The following is a 15716-nucleotide window of genomic DNA, read 5'->3' on the forward strand; positions in this document are numbered from 1 at the left end:
GATCAATTTTCCTCCTCACTCATACTGGCTAAAATGGTTTTGAAGTTGAGTACAGTTTCGGGTATTTTATCCCAGTTAAAATCATCTAATTGTTGCTCTAAACTTTTAATGTAATTCATCAAGGGTAAATAATTATAGTTTAGACTAATCTCTTGTAACTTATCCACAAACTGTTCAACTTCTTCAATTTCTAGAGTTTGACATAAACTCAGCCAATATTTTTGCTCAATCTGTTCGAGTTGCACGAACAACTCAGCTCGGTTAACCGTACTCACCTGAGCCATCTCTGACTGTTCATTGATGGGGGGGATTTTGTCTTCTGAATGCTCCGGTCTCAGGGGGGACTCAACCGCAGAAGGGAGTAGTGGCTTAAGGGCAGTGACTAAGGCGCTCAAACTGACGGGTTTTCGCAGGAAGCCATCACATAAGAGTTTTAAGGGTTGTTCCTCTTGCAAGTCGGAAGACGCAGTAACAATAACAATCGGAATCCCTTGAGTTTCTTCATGGTTTTTCAAAAAGTCTAAGACTTCGCGGCCACCCATACGGGGCATTCGCAAATCTAGCAAAATCACATCGGGAAAATACTTAAATGTGAGTTGAATGGCTTGTTCTCCATCTTCAGCAAATTGTAAAGTATGAACTGTTTCCCTAAAATATCCCTGAAGTAATTCTCGGTTTGATGTAATATCATCAACCACTAAAATGGTAGAGGCTTGAAACTGATTTAAGTTAGTATCAACATTTTGTACAACCGTATCTAGGGCTGGAGCTTCGCTAACCACTACTTTAGGAAAGCGAAAAGTAAATAGACTGCCCTGACCCAATTGGCTGTGTAATTCAATCGTTCCTCCCATCATATCAATCAAACGGCGGGTAATGGTGAGGCCTAACCCTGTACCGCCAAATTTACGGTTGCTTTGGCCTTCACTTTGGGTAAACGCATTAAAAATACGCTGTCGATCCTGTTCGCTAATTCCAATTCCGGTATCGAGAACTTGGATTTCTAGGTCGATTGTGTTACACTTGTGTCCATGCTCATCGGAATTAACTGAGCATTTCGAGCGGATTTCCACTTGTCCAGAAGGAGTAAATTTAATGGCATTGCCGACCACATTCAGGAGGATTTGTCGCAACCGCACTTCATCAAATAAGACAGAATGGGGTAACTGGGGATCGAGATTGAGACTTAAATGAATTCCTTGGGCTTCCGCTTTATGCAAAAAAACTTGATAAACATCCTTAAAAACATTGTTTAAGTTAATGGGTTCAGGATCGAGTTCGAGTCGACCGGCTTCAATTTTGGACAAATCGAGAATATCGTTAATGAGGGAGAGTAAGGTTTTACTACTGGTGGAAATCGCTTGTAAGTATTCTTGAGCTAAGGGTTCTTTGATTAAAGGTTTGAGGAGTTCGGTGAATCCTAAAATGGCATTCATGGGGGTACGAATTTCATGGCTCATATTGGCTAAAAATTCACTTTTGGCTCGATTCGCACTATCGGCCATGACTTTTGCTTGTTCTAGTTCTCGATTTTTTTGGCTTAATTCTTCTCGTTGGTTGACTTCTTTTTCCAACAAGGAGGCTTGAGCGATCGCAATACCGAGTTGTCCGGCTAAGGCTTCGATTAGTTCAATCTCTTCTTCTGTCCAATGACGATACTGATCGCATTGATGTAAACCAATCACCCCATTCACTTGCCCTTGATAAAAGGTGGATACAGCCAGCATGGACTTGAGCTGAATTTGTTCGCAAATGGCGTGTGATTTGAGCAGTAAGGGGTCAGTATAGACATTATCTGAGGCGATCGCCTCTTCCTGACTGACTACGGCTGTGATATGTTCATTTCCTTCAATGGGGACGAGAAAGCCTTGCAGAGACTCATAGTCCCCCTGAAGGTATTGAGCCACCACAGGGATCGAAATCGTCCATTCCGGGTTGTAGAGATGGATTAAGCAACGGTTGACTTTGAAGGCTTGGCCAATTTTTTCAGCAGCCACTTCAAAAATGGTGTCAATCTCTAGACTTTGGCGAATGGCGGTGGTAATTTCTTGGAGCAGTAGGGCTTTGTTGAGTTGATAAACTAGAGCTGCTTGTTGCTCTTTGCGGTGAGTAATATCTCGAATGACGGCCAAAACGCTGTGGGAATCGAAGGGGATCAAGCGACATTCTTCATAGTAAACCTGACCTTTAAGAGTAATTTCGTATTCATAGCTGTGTAGGGTTTGGGTATCGAGGGTGGTTTGGATGTACTTAAGCCTCTGTGGAGTCACCAGTTGAGGTAGAAGTTTGATCAGATGCATTCCTGGAAATGGGTCTTCTGCTTCCCAGGAGTTAAGATTGGCGTTCATGATATCGAGAAATTCACCGGTTCTGCTCAATCGAATGATCAGATCGGGAATGGCTTCCATTAAAGCGCGATTGGTGGTTTCGGTTTTCTTGCGCTCGGTAATGTCCATGACTGTACCGAAGTAACCGACGATCTCTCCATTATCGCTACGAACGGCGATCGCACTTCCCCAAACCCAGACCACTTGACCATCGGGTTTCTGAAACCGGTATTCCAGATGAAAATCACGACCTTCCTGGCTCGATGTCGTCCATTCCTGAAAGATTGCCTCTCGATCTTCTGGATGTAAGGCTTCCTGCCAAGCGTCTCCTAAATACCTCTCTGGTTGATAGCGTCCTGTAATGTCAGCCCACTTAGGGTTAACATAGAGGCATTTACCTTGGGTATCGGTTTGGAAAATACCGACTGGAGAGTGGGACACCAGTACCCGAAAGCGCTTTTCACTGTTTTGTAAAGCGATTTGGGCCAGTTTGCGATCGCTAATATCTTGCACGAGATAGGAAAATCGAGGACGATCTCGATGGACAAACCCAATAAAACTAACGGTCGCTAAAAAGAAATATGAGCCATTCTCTACATGATGTTCATACTCAAATTCAACTGCCTTTTGGGTTTCCATGGCTTCTCGGTAATGGCCAATCCATTTCTGAAGATATTCCCAGGAAGTGCCCATAGCACTGGCTCGCTGATTGGCCATGGCTTCTGGCGTTGTTCCCCAAAAACGGGCGGTCGCCTGATTATCAGACAAATGTACAATATCATCTTCGAGCAATTCCACAATCCCCATCATCATGGGAGAATGATCGTAAAAGCTGCGGAGCATTGCCTCTCGTTCTTCTAATTTCGCTTCTGCCTGTTTTCGCTCCAGTATTTCTTGGTTGAGTTGGCTATTAATTCGCTCAATTCTTTTTAATCTTTTTTGTCGAATTTGAAACAGATAAATCCCGATTGAAATACTCCAACTGATCGACAGTCCTCCAACCAAGAACCTAGAAGGAAAAGGGGATTGTAGTTTTTCAATCCACCCCTGTTTAGGATACAAAAATAGATGTATTGTTTGTCCATGGAAGTCACTCTCTCGAATTACTTTTAAGTCTACCAGGGAGCTGGGATCGTTCTCTTCTAAGTTTAGCCATTTTGAGTGCGGGTTATTGTAGATAATCTGCTCTCCAGAGGCGATCGCTAGATAGTAACGCTCATCCTGTATGTTTTCCAAAAGATTATCGAAAAACACTTCTAGGTTTAAGACTCCTACGATATAGCCGTTCAGTTGACGGTTATTGGGTGTAGTTGGATCGTCTAAAAATAGAGGATAAACAATTAAAATTCCATGTTTATTTTCGGGAAGTAAAAAGGGTTTACTTAGGGTTATTTCACTTCGAGAGTATGACCGATCGAGAGCGACTTTATAATCGGTCAGTTGACTGAGTTTGAGGTCTTCATGGTCTAGACCATCTGGATTGCCTACTCGCCAACGAATTTGATAATTTGAATCTACCCAGGCTAAAGTATTTAATCCGGCAAAATCTTTAAGATGATTGAGACTATCTCTTATCCAAACTGCTTCAGGGGTTCCTTGGGCTACTTGCCAACGCTCTCCCATACGCTCTAAGGAGAGGATCTGTGCTTCAATTTTGGACTCAACCAAAGCTTGTAAATTTTTTGACTCTGCTATTACAGCGTCTTTAACTAATTTCCGATCTTGAGTGTCTAAATATGACCAAACACTGAATACTCCGAGGGAGAGGAGAAGCCCAACAAGCCACGATAGTTTTAATTTTAAATATTGCCCAGCCACAAGACAGAGAAATAAGAGGAAGATTCAAACCCTGTATAGCTGTAGTTAGTTGTCTATCGCTAGTCTAATCTACGGCTATATTGATTTATCTTATCGAATCCCCCACCCCTTGACAATGGCCGAAGGAAGCGAAGGGGTTGAGGATTTGAGATTACTCGGAAGGGGTAGCTAAATACCCACGAGAGATGAAGGGGAGATCGAGGAGAGTTGCGGATTGATCGGCGACTTGAACGGTGAGGCCTTTTCCGCCGATTTTGGTGCGAATATAGGCTAGGGCGATCGCTCCTTCTGAAGTAGCAATACAACTGGTAATTTTTCCGGCTTTTTGGTCTCCGACTTGGATGGGGGTTCCAGGATCGACGGGTTGAGCCAGTTGCAGACCCCAAAGCTGTTGTTTTACGCCTTGATAGGTGTTTAAGCGGGCGATGGTTTCTTGGCCAATGTAACAGCCTTTTTCAAAGGATATGGTGTTCCATAATCCGGCTTCGAGGGGGTTATAGTCTTCGGTTAATTCGCGATCAGGTGCGGGACGACCCTGTTGAATGCGTCGGGTTTCCCAGTCTCGATCGCCGATCGCTTTTGCTCCCTGTGCGATCAGGAGTTCGCTTAAATTTTGACGCTCTTCCAGGTCAACCATGAGGGTATATCCAGGGGTGGCTAATCCGCTTCCTAGGGCGACTCTGAGGGAGATGTCGCCTAGGTTAACTTGTTGGTGGGTTCCTGGGGGAGCATCGGTTAAGGGGGGAATTCCTACGGCTTCTAAGAGGCGATCGCTCTGGGTTCCGATTAAACTCAAACAGGCAGTTTTATCTGTAATATCAACCAGTTCTACCCGATCCATGGGGAAAATATACCGCTCCATCCATTGCCAGAGTTTTTCCCGGCGATCAGGAGAGACGAGTAAAATAACGCTTTCCTCGGTTAGATAAGCAGTGACTAAATCCAGGGTACGAGCGGTGGAGGTAACAAAAACGGTGTCACAGCTTTGTCCCGGTTTCAGGCTCTCGAAATCATTGGTACTTTGGTTGTGCAGAAACCGCAGGCGATCGCTCCCTCTGACTTCAATTCTACCCCAATGGCTGCGATCGTAGAGTAAAATTTCTGTTTCTTCAGACATGATCATTACGGATACTTCTTCAAAGGTCACCTTTCATCATAATCAAATAGGGCGGGTTCATCACAGTTATTAAGGGGTGTTCTAGATCTGGGAAAAACCCGCCGCTACAGCGTAATTAGGTCATCTTAGGTAAATTCTCAAACATTTCTGCAATCACTTGCTTGGTTTTCTCTTCCAATGTCGTCCAATCCACATTTCCCGTATCATCAATCAAGCTCGTATCAATCTCGACCTGCTGCGCGTCATAGGGAGAATGGGTGATAGCATATTCGACAAAACAAATGCGGAAACATAGCTCCCACAGATTTACCCGCACTTCCTCACCCTGATATTGTAAGCACAACACATAACCGGGATAGGGGTCTTGTACTTCTTCATAGGTTCCTTCCCAGGGTGAGGTTTCCAGAACCTGACGCAGATTATCCACCACCCTCAACAGGGAGGGTTGCATCAGCAGTTCAGCTTGTTGCCAGGCGATCGTATCCTTAAACTTAGGTCTCATGAAGTCCGCTAAAAGCTTTTGATTATTGTTGAGGACTCTAGGCTCAATTGTCAATCACCCTGGTGGTTCGAGTTAGCCCATCTTGTAAGAAGATATTTATATCGTTATATCATGTTTCATGTTGGATGGAGTGGAGAAAGACGAGTTTTTGGATGTGTTATTCACATTGAGATTAGGGAGGGAAAAATTTGGATTCAACGAGACGGAACTGAAGTCGGTATAGCCAATGAGTTAATTGAATTAGGAGTACCTAAGTCTGATATCGTGTTAGGGTATAGATCTCCTTATATGCGTAAATTTACAGGATTAGCAGTGCGGTAATGATGAAGAATAAAACCCAAAAACAATTTTTCTTGAAGCTATCTTATAATGAAAATAACGGAAATAGATTCAAAATCGCCCTAAATACACATTAATCGGAGGTTGTCATGCTAAGTATAGAATTGGATAAGGAAACGGAAGCTTATTTAGTGGAAATTTTGGGAAAGGAAAAAACGACCAGCGATGAATTGATTAAACGCTTGGTTAAAGAACGTTGGCTGACTTTGCAACCGCGCCAAACTATTGTCGAAAGACGTGGGGGACATCCCGAACATTTGCTAGAAGATGCGCCACCTGATTTGTCAGAACGGGCAAATCGGAAAAAGGCAATTGCTAATTATTTACAGAAAAAATATCCTCAATTCGATCCACAATGACTTATCATCCTCTAATTATTGTAGATAGTGGCATTTTAGTAGCTTACTACAGTGCCAGAGATCGCTATCATCAACAGGTACGAGTCTTCTTTGAGAGATGTACCAGTCACCTCGTAACTACAACGGCTTGTGTTACTGAAGTGGTATGGCTTTTAAGTCCTAATTGGCGTACACAAAATGAGTTTCTTCGGGATATGGCTAGGGAACTTTATGAATCTATTCCACTGGTTCCTGAAGATTGTTTGCGGATTGCTGAACTGAATGAACGGTATGCAAGTTTGCCGGGAGATTTTGCAGATTTGTCTCTGATTGCTATTTCTGAAAGGCTGGATATTCCGGCTATTGCTACTTTGGATAGCGATTTTGATGTTTATCGGCGTTATCGAAATCAAGCTTTCGATCGGGTGTTTAGACCTGAATTGTCCTAGCGGATGAATGAATGGCGATCGGAGAAACGGGTCTGCAACCTTTGGCGATACTTTAAGGTAAATGATGTCAGAAAACATAATTCATAATTATTGTAAGAATATATCTTTGAACTTAGCAAGGTATCCTCGACCTTTCAGCCGTTTCCAACGGCTGAAAGGGCAATCAATACAAACTCCCCTTCTGTTTCCATTCTAAACTAGCAGAACTATCCAACACTTACCAGGGTCTTAACTCATTCTCACTATCTAAGCAGAGAGGCTTAACGAAATTTTTCTGTTCTTGTGCCCAAATCGTGTTAGAATCTGGCACTAGCTAGGGGTGCCCGATCGCGATCGGGCTGAGAGTAAACCCTTAGAACCTGAGTCCGGCTAGTACCGGCGGAGGGAAGCTGTCACTTCGAGGATTTACATATGCGAACTGAATGGGTAGCCAAACGGCGGGGACAAGCCAATGTCACGCAGATGAATTATGCTCGTCAAGGCGTAATTACGGAAGAGATGCACTATGTGGCACAACGGGAAAATCTTGCCCCTGAGTTGATTCGGGATGAAGTTGCGCGGGGACGGATGATTATTCCCGCCAATGTGAATCACCCGAATTTAGAGCCGATGTGTATTGGGATTGCTTCTAAGTGTAAGGTGAATGCTAACCTGGGCGCGTCCCCCAATTCTTCTAATTTACAAGAAGAAGTCGATAAGCTGAATCTGGCGGTTAAATATGGCGCAGATACGGTGATGGACTTGTCTACGGGAGGCGGTAACCTAGACGAGATTCGCACCGCTATTATTAAAGCTTCTCCAGTCCCCATCGGCACAGTTCCCATCTACCAAGCTTTAGAGAGCGTCAACGGTAGAATCGAGAAACTCACCCCTGATGACTTCTTGCATATCATCGAGAAACATGCCCAGCAAGGGGTAGATTATATGACCATCCATGCAGGCATTTTGATCGAACATTTGCCCTTAGTCAAAAATCGGATTACGGGGATTGTTTCCCGTGGGGGCGGTATTATTGCTCGCTGGATGTTACACCATCATAAGCAAAATCCCCTCTATACCCATTTCAACGATATTATCGAAATCTTTAAGAAGCATGATGTTTCCTTTAGTTTAGGGGATTCTTTGCGTCCCGGTTGTACCCATGATGCTTCCGATGAGGCCCAATTGGCGGAGTTGAAAACCTTGGGGCAACTCACTCGCAAGGCTTGGGAACATAATGTGCAGGTGATGGTTGAAGGGCCGGGCCATGTGCCGATGGATCAAATTGAGTTTAATGTGAAGAAGCAGATGGAGGAGTGTTCGGAAGCTCCCTTCTATGTGCTGGGGCCCTTGGTGACGGATATTGCGCCCGGTTACGATCATATCACTTCGGCCATTGGAGCGGCGATCGCCGGTTGGCATGGAACCGCCATGCTCTGTTACGTCACCCCTAAAGAACATTTAGGACTTCCCGATGCCGAAGATGTACGCAACGGCTTAATCGCCTACAAAATCGCTGCCCACGCCGCCGACATTGCCCGCCATCGTCACGGAGCTAGAGACCGAGACGACGAACTCTCCGCAGCTCGGTATAATTTCGACTGGAATCGTCAGTTTGAACTCTCCCTCGACCCCGACCGCGCACGGGAATATCACGACGAAACCCTACCCGCAGACATCTACAAAACCGCAGAATTCTGCTCCATGTGCGGCCCCAAATTCTGCCCCATGCAAACCAAGGTAGATGCAGACGCGCTCACCGAGTTAGAGAAATACTTAGCCCAGGAAGCGCAAAATAAAGAAGTTGCTCAAGTGTAAGCTTAAGATTGAGCTGAAATTTAAGTTTCACCCCCCACACCCCCAGTTTCTACACTCTGGGGGTTTTTTGGGTCAATTATCGGTAATGAAGCAAAGTATCGGGCAAGGTGGGCAGGGTATGCTGGTAGAATTTGAATGATTTTGCCTAGGCTCCTGCCCACCCTACTGGACTGGCAAGCTTAAAACTGTGGCCAACGCGATCGCTGTAATTTATTCCATTAGTAAATTGTAGCACATAGCTTACCCATGATTTTAAGCTTGCCGGTCCACTACTGCCGTGACAACCCTAAAATGGTGGGTTACGGCGGATTGAGAGATTGCTCTCAGAGTCTAGGTTTTAGCCGCCTAACCCACCCTACGCTAATGCTGTACCAATTAAAAAGTGACAGCATGGTGCGTTACGCTTTCGCTAACGCACCCTACTTTTAACTGTCAATTAGGCCTGAACTACGACCTTATCCGTAACCGGATTATCCGTCACCTCTGGAGAATTCGCTTCCGAAGGGGGAACCACTTGCCAGAACTTAGGCAGATAGGTTTCCCAATTCTCTAAAATCAGTTTCGCCTTCGGACTTCCCGTGCGGGAGTGGTGCAACTCAATCAACTCTCGCAGAGACGCTGCACCGACCTTAGAGGTCACCCGTTGGATGGTGACAATTTCGGTATTAATTTTTTCCGAGAAATGTTCATCTTCATCCAGGATATAGGCTAGTCCTCCGGTCATGCCTGCGCCCACATTGCGCCCAGTTGCTCCGAGAACCACAACCACACCGCCAGTCATATATTCGCAACAATGGTCGCCTGCGCCTTCGATAACGGCTCGGCCGAGGGAGTTGCGGACGGCAAACCGCTCTCCGGCTTGACCATTGGCAAACAGGATGCCGCCGGTTGCGCCGTAGAGACAGGTATTGCCGACAATGACATTTTCCGAGGGATCAAAAGTAGCATTCGTTGCTGGAACGATAACAATTTCGCCGCCATGCATTCCTTTACCCACATAGTCATTGGCATCTCCTGTTAGGTGGAGGTGCATTCCAGGTAAATTAAACGCGCCAAAACTTTGGCCGGCATTTCCGGTAAAGGAGAGTTTCAGCTCTCCGGTAAAGCCGCTATTGCCATAGCGACGGGCAATTTCCCCAGCAATTCGCGCACCCACGGAGCGGTCAGTGTTGACGATTTTCCAGGTTTTGTTTACTTTAGTTTGCTGTTCGATCGCCTGTTTGATCTCCCCATCGGCTAGAATTTCGTCATCTAGAACTGGGCCATTGGAGTGAACCGGGCCATGATCGAGCCAACTGCGATCGCCTGTCGTATCCGGTAAATCTTCAATCAGCGATCGCACATGGATATGATTCGTCTTGGTTAACTTCACATCCCGTACTTGCAACAAGTCAGCCCGACCGATCACCTCATTTAAGGAACGATAACCCAACCGAGCCAACAGTTGGCGCACTTCCTCAGCCACAAAATAGAAGAAATTGACCACATGGCCGGGAATGCCGGTAAACTTCTGGCGCAGTCTCTCCTGTTGGGTGGCGACTCCCACGGGGCAATTATTGGTGTGGCAGATGCGAGCCATAATGCAGCCTTCTGCAATCATGGCAATGGAGCCAAAGCCATATTCCTCAGCCCCCAGAAGCGCCGCCATAAGGACATCCCAGCCGGTTTTCAGACCGCCATCGGCACGGAGTAAGACGCGATCGCGCAAACCGTTTTCCATCAGCATCCGATGCACTTCCGTAACTCCCAATTCCCAGGGAACGCCCGCATGTTTAATCGAACTTAGGGGACTCGCACCCGTTCCCCCATCATGGCCGGAAATTTGGATCACATCGGCATTGGCTTTAGCCACGCCACAAGCCACCGTACCAATACCCACTTCTGCCACCAGTTTGACGCTCACCCCTGCATTCGGATTAATTTGGTGCAGGTCAAAGATGAGCTGGGCTAAGTCCTCAATGGAATAAATATCATGGTGGGGAGGCGGAGAAATCAGAGGCACACCCGGTTTAGAGCGTCGCAGCATGGCAATATAGGGACTCACCTTTTTACCCGGAAGTTGACCCCCTTCACCCGGTTTCGCGCCCTGAGCCATCTTAATCTCAATCTGCTTGGCATTCATCAGATATTCAGGAGTCACCCCAAAGCGTCCCGAAGCCACCTGTTTAATGGCGCTGCTGGCCGTATCTCCGGTTTGTAGACCTTTGAGATGGGCAAAACTCGTGCTATTGCCTTCACCATCGACATCATTGAGGATGGTATAGCGTAGGGAATCTTCGCCGCCTTCTCCAGAGTTAGACTTGCCACCAATACGGTTCATGGCGATCGCCAAGGTCTCATGGGCTTCCCGGCCCAAGGAGCCTAGGGACATGCCCCCTGTACAGAAGCGCTTAACGATACTTTCGACCGGTTCTACTTCTTCAAGGGGGATGGGTTGGGTATCGGGGCGAAACTCCAACAAGTCCCGCAAAGCGCAGGGGGGACGCTCTTGGAGGATGTTTTGATAGAGCTGGTAATGATCGTAACCTTCCAGGTTGGGTTTACCGTTTTCACCGCCAGAGGTAAGGGCGGGTTCACGGGATTTTTGGTCATCCAACCCAGATGTTGGTGAACCCGCCCCTACAGCGCGAACGGCCTTGTGCAATGCCTTGGACATTTCCGGTGAATTCATGTGATATTCTAGACCGGTGCGATACTGGATAAAGCCGCGATTTTCCAGTTTTTTGCCGTCGAGTTCTGGGAATGCTTTGGCGTGGAATTGCAGGGTTTCTTGGGCCAATTCATCCAGAGATAAGCCACCCACGCGGGAAACTGTGCCTTCAAAGGCGAGATCGAGCAAGTCTTCCCCAATGCCGATCGCCTCAAAAATTTGCGCCCCATGATAGGAGGAAAGGAGAGAAATCCCCATTTTAGAGAGGATTTTCAGCAGTCCTAACTCGATCGCATGGCGGTAGTTATCTAATGCTTGCTCCATGGAAATTTTAGGCAGTTTTCCGCGATCCATGAAGCCTTGGGTGCGATCGCTACTCCACCAATGGCGCACAGTTTCTAAAGCCAAATAGGGACAAACAGCCGAAGCGCCATAACCGACTAAGCAGGCTACATGATGGGTACTCCAACATTGAGCGGTGTCTACCACAATAGAGGTTTCACAGCGCAGTTTATTGCGAATCAGATGGTAATGAACCGCACCAGTGGCGACCATGGGAGGGATATAGGTTTGTTCTGGCGTAATGTTGCGGTCTGTGAGAACTACGACTTTCGCTCCTTCTCGGACTGCGGCATCTACGCGATCGCAAAGTTCATCAATCGCCACTTTCAGGGACTCTCCCACCGGGTACAATGTGGACACTTCCCGCGCTTGCAACAGGGAATGCTCCAGCGTCGATAACTCCGCCTCACTTAAGATCGGCGTGGGGAGGCGCAATTGGGTAGTTTTCCTCGACTGGGGATCGAGCAAGTTGGGATGGTCACCTAAACGAATTTGTAGAGACATCACCAATTTTTCCCGCAGGGGGTCAATGGGGGGGTTGGTGACCTGAGCGAAGCGCTGCTTAAAGTAGTCATACAGCACATGGGGCTTACTCGACAGCACCGCCAAGGGAATATCATCCCCCATGCAGAAGGTCGGCTCTTTGCCGGTTTCTGCCATCGCTTGCACCACCATGTCCACATCTTCGGAGGTATAGCCAAAGGCGGTTTGAGACTTGATCAGGGTTGCCTCATCCAGGTTCATATGGGTATCCCAAGGCAGTTCATCGAGATCGTGGGTTCCCGCTTTCAACCATTCCCCATAGGGGTATTGACTGGCGACCTGTTGTTTAATTTCCCAGTTGTGCAGCACCTGGTGGTTTTCTAGGTCAATGGCCATCATTTGTCCAGGGCCTAAACGACCTTTTTCAATAACCTCGGATTCATCGAGGAGGATGCTACCGGTTTCTGAGGCAATCACAATATAGCCGTCTTTGGTTAAGCTGTAGCGAGCCGGACGCAGACCATTGCGGTCTAGGGCTGCTCCCACATAGCGACCATCGCTAAATACCAGTAGAGCTGGGCCATCCCAAGGTTCTTGGATACCCGCGTAGTATTCGTAAAAGTCGATAATTTCTTGATGGTCGTCGAGAGCGGGTTGATTGTGGAAGGCTTCGGGAACCAGGATCATTAAGGCTTCCATGGGGGTGCGTCCGGAGAGTACCATCAACTCGAAGACGTTATCGAGGTTGGCGGAGTCGGAGGCGTTGCGGTTGGTGAGGGGAAGCAGTTCTTTTAGGCGATCGCCCCACACTGGTGAAGTAAATTCTACTTCGCGAGTCCGCATCCAGTTTAAGTTGCCCAACAGGGTGTTAATCTCGCCGTTGTGTCCCAACATCCGCAAGGGTTGTGCCAACGACCATCTGGGCATCGTATTTGTACTGAAGCGACGGTGAAAAATAGCATAACAACTGGTGTAGAGCGGATTCTTCAGATCTAGGTAAAAGTCACCCAGAATAACCGATCGTACCATGCCTTTGTACAGAATTTGGCGGGTAGAAAAGGAAACAATATAAATATCGACTCCGGAGCGATCGGCATCTAAATGGGTTTTCTTCCGTGTCAAATACAACAGGCGTTCTAACTCCACTCCCGATAAATGAGGGGATTCTACCAGCAGTTGCTCAATTTGCGGTTCATTTTCCCTTGCTTGGGGCCCTAAAATCTCCAGGTTTACCGGCACTACCCGCCATCCCAGTGGCTTCAAGCCTTCTTCTTTCAGATGTTGCTCAAATAAGGCTTTCGCTTTGTTGCGGGCTGCACCATCTTGGGGTAAAAAGACCATGGCCACTCCCATGTGGCGAGTATTCGGCAGCGTAATACCTTCTTTCTGGCTCCAGTCTTGAAATAAGTCCCAGGGAATGCCCGTCATCACCCCTGCACCATCTCCAGAGTCTCGGTCAGCGCTACACCCTCCCCGATGTTCTAAGCAGGTTAACCCGGATAAGGCTTTGGTAATTAAATCATGACTGGCTATGCCTTGGGGATGAGCAATTACACCTACTCCGCAAGCATCTCGTTCTTCAGTCAGTTGGCGTAAAACTTTCGGCTCCCGTCCTGAAGTCCCCAGGTCGGAAGAGCCGGTCAGTGGGTGATGCAGTTGATCTTGATTTAAGGTGTTGTCCATGGAATTCATTAAAGAGGTTTTCGGATTGGGAGTTGTTGACTTTACGTGCTTTTTGTGATACAAGCACTGGTAAACTCAGCTATGCAGCCATCATATTCCTATCGATGGATAGGATTTCGTATCAATTACTGCTGGACGTTGGCAGAGTTTTTGTTTTCGGTCGGGACAAGTGAATCCAGAGGGTGCTGTGTATTGACTGGCCCCGATTTTGATGTGGATATTGATTGTATCGAATCCTAGTCAGTTCTGGCAATTGTTGGGGATGTAGGAGGAAGCGCAGAAAAGATCTGCCCCATCCATCACTTGGGTTTCTTTACAAATCCAGGGGGCAAGATGCTGCCACTCCAGTCATATCAAAAAATTTGAGGAGTGCGGGCATCTTGCCCGCTTCTCTTTTCCCATTAACTGGATTTTATACAGCGCCTTGCTTGCTTTATGAGGGACGCTACCTGTCTATATTACCGATAGGACAGGCCTTATTCTCCAGTGATGGATAACCCTTCAATCCAAATGCGAGGACAAACACCATCAGGGGTTATTTCTGGTTCCGGTTCGACATAGACAATGGATTTTAGTACGTCTAAAATATCTCCGGCTACGGTGGCAGAATCAACAGAAATTTTCTCGCCTTTGTTGACTAGCCAGCCATCAAAGGGTAAGGAAAATGACCCTTGTAAGGCTTGGACTCCGGCATGGAGGGCGCTGAGATCGTCGATGAAAATGACGTTTTCGGCTGAGTCGAGGCTAAAGGTGCGATCGCCCTTTTGTCCCGGAAAAACATGATAATAGTGGGGACTCACCGTGACTTTCGCGCCAATATTAGCATGTCCTGTGGGTTGAGTATTGAGCCGTTTAGCGGTTCCTGCACTGTGCAAGAAGTTGGTTAACACGCCTTCGGTGATAATGGGTACTCGGCGCGTCGGGGTTCCTTCCCCGTCAAACGTGGTTTGAGCAATGTTTTCGGGATGCAGAGCATCATCACAAATGGAGATTAGGGGAGAGGCAACTTGTGTGCCTAACGATTCGGGAGTGGATAAACTTTGATGATCGAGGATATTTTGGGCGTTAAAGAGATTAGAAAAAGCATCGAATAAACTTAAAAATGCTTCGGCTGAAAAGACGACCAAATATTTACCCGATTTCACTTTCTGGTAATTCAGATGGCTGAGGGTTTTTTCCGTGGCTTCTTTTAAGCAACCGTCAATATCGAGTTTTTCCAACCCTTGGCTAATTTTCACCGCTCCCGCACTGCGCGGTTTTTTGCCTTCCTGTTCGGTTTTGGTGTACAGATAAATGGAGGCATAGGAACCGCCTTCATAGCGAGCCGCTCCTGCACTGTTGAGATAAAAGCGGTCAATATCCCGTTGTGCCAATCCATTATAGGGGACTCCGGCGATCGCCTCATGGGAGTCGAGTAAAGTTTTCTCTGCCTCCACCAATTTCTCAATCAAGGTATCCACGGAAGCTTGAGGCACTTTATCCACCGGACTTTCCAGGGGTGCAGTCGCTTCCGGACTAAAGTCTGGCACATGCTCTTTCATGCCAAAAAAACTGGCTTCATAGGCCGTTTTTAGCGCCAATTCCAGCCCCTCTGGATCGAGTTCCGTAGTGCTGGTAATGCCCATGCGATTCTCTTGGTTCCATACCCTGACGGTAATACTGGAACGCTGGGAAGCTTTCACCTGATCGGGTTCGCCGCTATCGACTTTGACGCTCGTTTCTTCGACAGCAGAACCATAAATATCAAACTTGTGAATGCCTAGCTTTTCGGCACGCTCTTTTGCAGAGGCGGTTAATGAATCGATTGTTTTTACCATGGGAAATGATGGGTCTAATGTTGATTTTGAGGGTGAATTTTACAGTAATAAATT

General features: G+C 47.0%; 8 protein-coding genes, 1 pseudogene and 1 riboswitch. Of the genes and pseudogenes, 4 read left to right on the forward strand and 5 right to left on the reverse strand.

The genetic code is table 11. The features are described 5' to 3' along the window. Positions 1–2 precede the first annotated feature (2 nt). The 3 genes from PMG25_RS20485 to PMG25_RS20495 form a co-directional block, all read right to left on the reverse strand. A complete protein-coding gene (locus tag PMG25_RS20485; protein WP_283768753.1) occupies positions 3–3995 on the reverse strand; it encodes a PAS domain S-box protein in 3993 nt (1330 codons plus the stop codon). A gap of 301 nt (positions 3996–4296) precedes the next feature. Beyond that, complete coding sequence (gene ygfZ / locus PMG25_RS20490) at positions 4297–5262, reverse strand: CAF17-like 4Fe-4S cluster assembly/insertion protein YgfZ (protein ID WP_283768754.1); 966 nt, start codon at positions 5260–5262, stop codon at positions 4297–4299. A 115-nt stretch (positions 5263–5377) separates the two neighbouring features. Beyond that, positions 5378–5764, reverse strand: coding sequence for a hypothetical protein (locus PMG25_RS20495; protein WP_283768755.1), 387 nt, complete (start codon positions 5762–5764; stop codon positions 5378–5380). Between the two features lie 105 nt (positions 5765–5869). On the opposite strand from PMG25_RS20495, the pseudogene PMG25_RS24545 reads away from it, so the two are divergent. The 4 genes and pseudogenes from PMG25_RS24545 to thiC all read left to right on the forward strand — a co-directional run. Then, positions 5870–6085: pseudogene (locus PMG25_RS24545) on the forward strand (element excision factor XisI family protein); the annotation flags it as partial. Positions 6086–6192: 107 nt separating this feature from the next. Beyond that, on the forward strand, positions 6193–6462 hold the full coding sequence (locus PMG25_RS20500; RefSeq protein ID WP_283755959.1) for a hypothetical protein: 270 nt from the start codon (positions 6193–6195) through the stop codon (positions 6460–6462). Next, positions 6459–6890 (forward strand): type II toxin-antitoxin system VapC family toxin, encoded by a 432-nt coding sequence (locus PMG25_RS20505; protein ID WP_283768756.1) that lies wholly within the window; start codon positions 6459–6461, stop codon positions 6888–6890. Before PMG25_RS20500 ends, PMG25_RS20505 begins: the two co-directional genes overlap by 4 nt. 305 nt (positions 6891–7195) lie before the next feature. Continuing rightward, a riboswitch (TPP riboswitch) is annotated at positions 7196–7294 on the forward strand. Positions 7295–7301: 7 nt separating this feature from the next. Then, complete coding sequence (gene thiC, locus PMG25_RS20510) at positions 7302–8687, forward strand: phosphomethylpyrimidine synthase (protein ID WP_283768757.1); 1386 nt, start codon at positions 7302–7304, stop codon at positions 8685–8687. A 436-nt stretch (positions 8688–9123) separates the two neighbouring features. On the opposite strand, the gene PMG25_RS20515 is transcribed toward thiC, so the two are convergent. Together PMG25_RS20515 and PMG25_RS20520 are read right to left on the reverse strand one after the other, a co-directional pair. Next, a complete protein-coding gene (locus tag PMG25_RS20515) occupies positions 9124–13845 on the reverse strand; it encodes a glutamate synthase-related protein (protein WP_283768758.1) in 4722 nt (1573 codons plus the stop codon). Between the two features lie 476 nt (positions 13846–14321). Continuing rightward, positions 14322–15662, reverse strand: a complete 1341-nt coding sequence (locus tag PMG25_RS20520) for a TldD/PmbA family protein (RefSeq protein WP_283768759.1) — start codon at positions 15660–15662, stop codon at positions 14322–14324. Positions 15663–15716 lie beyond the last annotated feature (54 nt).

Source organism: Roseofilum capinflatum BLCC-M114 (assembly GCF_030068505.1).
In the GTDB taxonomy this organism is placed as follows: domain Bacteria; phylum Cyanobacteriota; class Cyanobacteriia; order Cyanobacteriales; family Desertifilaceae; genus Roseofilum; species Roseofilum capinflatum.

Excerpts from the sequence above, each read along its gene's own strand:
- ygfZ (WP_283768754.1), bottom strand. The coding sequence starts at position 5,262 with ATGTCTGAAGAAACAGAAATTTTACTCTACGATCGCAGCCATTGGGGT.
- PMG25_RS20495 (WP_283768755.1), bottom strand. The coding sequence starts at position 5,764 with ATGAGACCTAAGTTTAAGGATACGATCGCCTGGCAACAAGCTGAACTG.
- PMG25_RS20500 (WP_283755959.1), top strand. The coding sequence starts at position 6,193 with ATGCTAAGTATAGAATTGGATAAGGAAACGGAAGCTTATTTAGTGGAA.
- PMG25_RS20505 (WP_283768756.1), top strand. The coding sequence starts at position 6,459 with ATGACTTATCATCCTCTAATTATTGTAGATAGTGGCATTTTAGTAGCT.
- thiC (WP_283768757.1), top strand. The coding sequence starts at position 7,302 with ATGCGAACTGAATGGGTAGCCAAACGGCGGGGACAAGCCAATGTCACG.
- PMG25_RS20515 (WP_283768758.1), bottom strand. The coding sequence starts at position 13,845 with ATGGACAACACCTTAAATCAAGATCAACTGCATCACCCACTGACCGGC.
- PMG25_RS20520 (WP_283768759.1), bottom strand. The coding sequence starts at position 15,662 with ATGGTAAAAACAATCGATTCATTAACCGCCTCTGCAAAAGAGCGTGCC.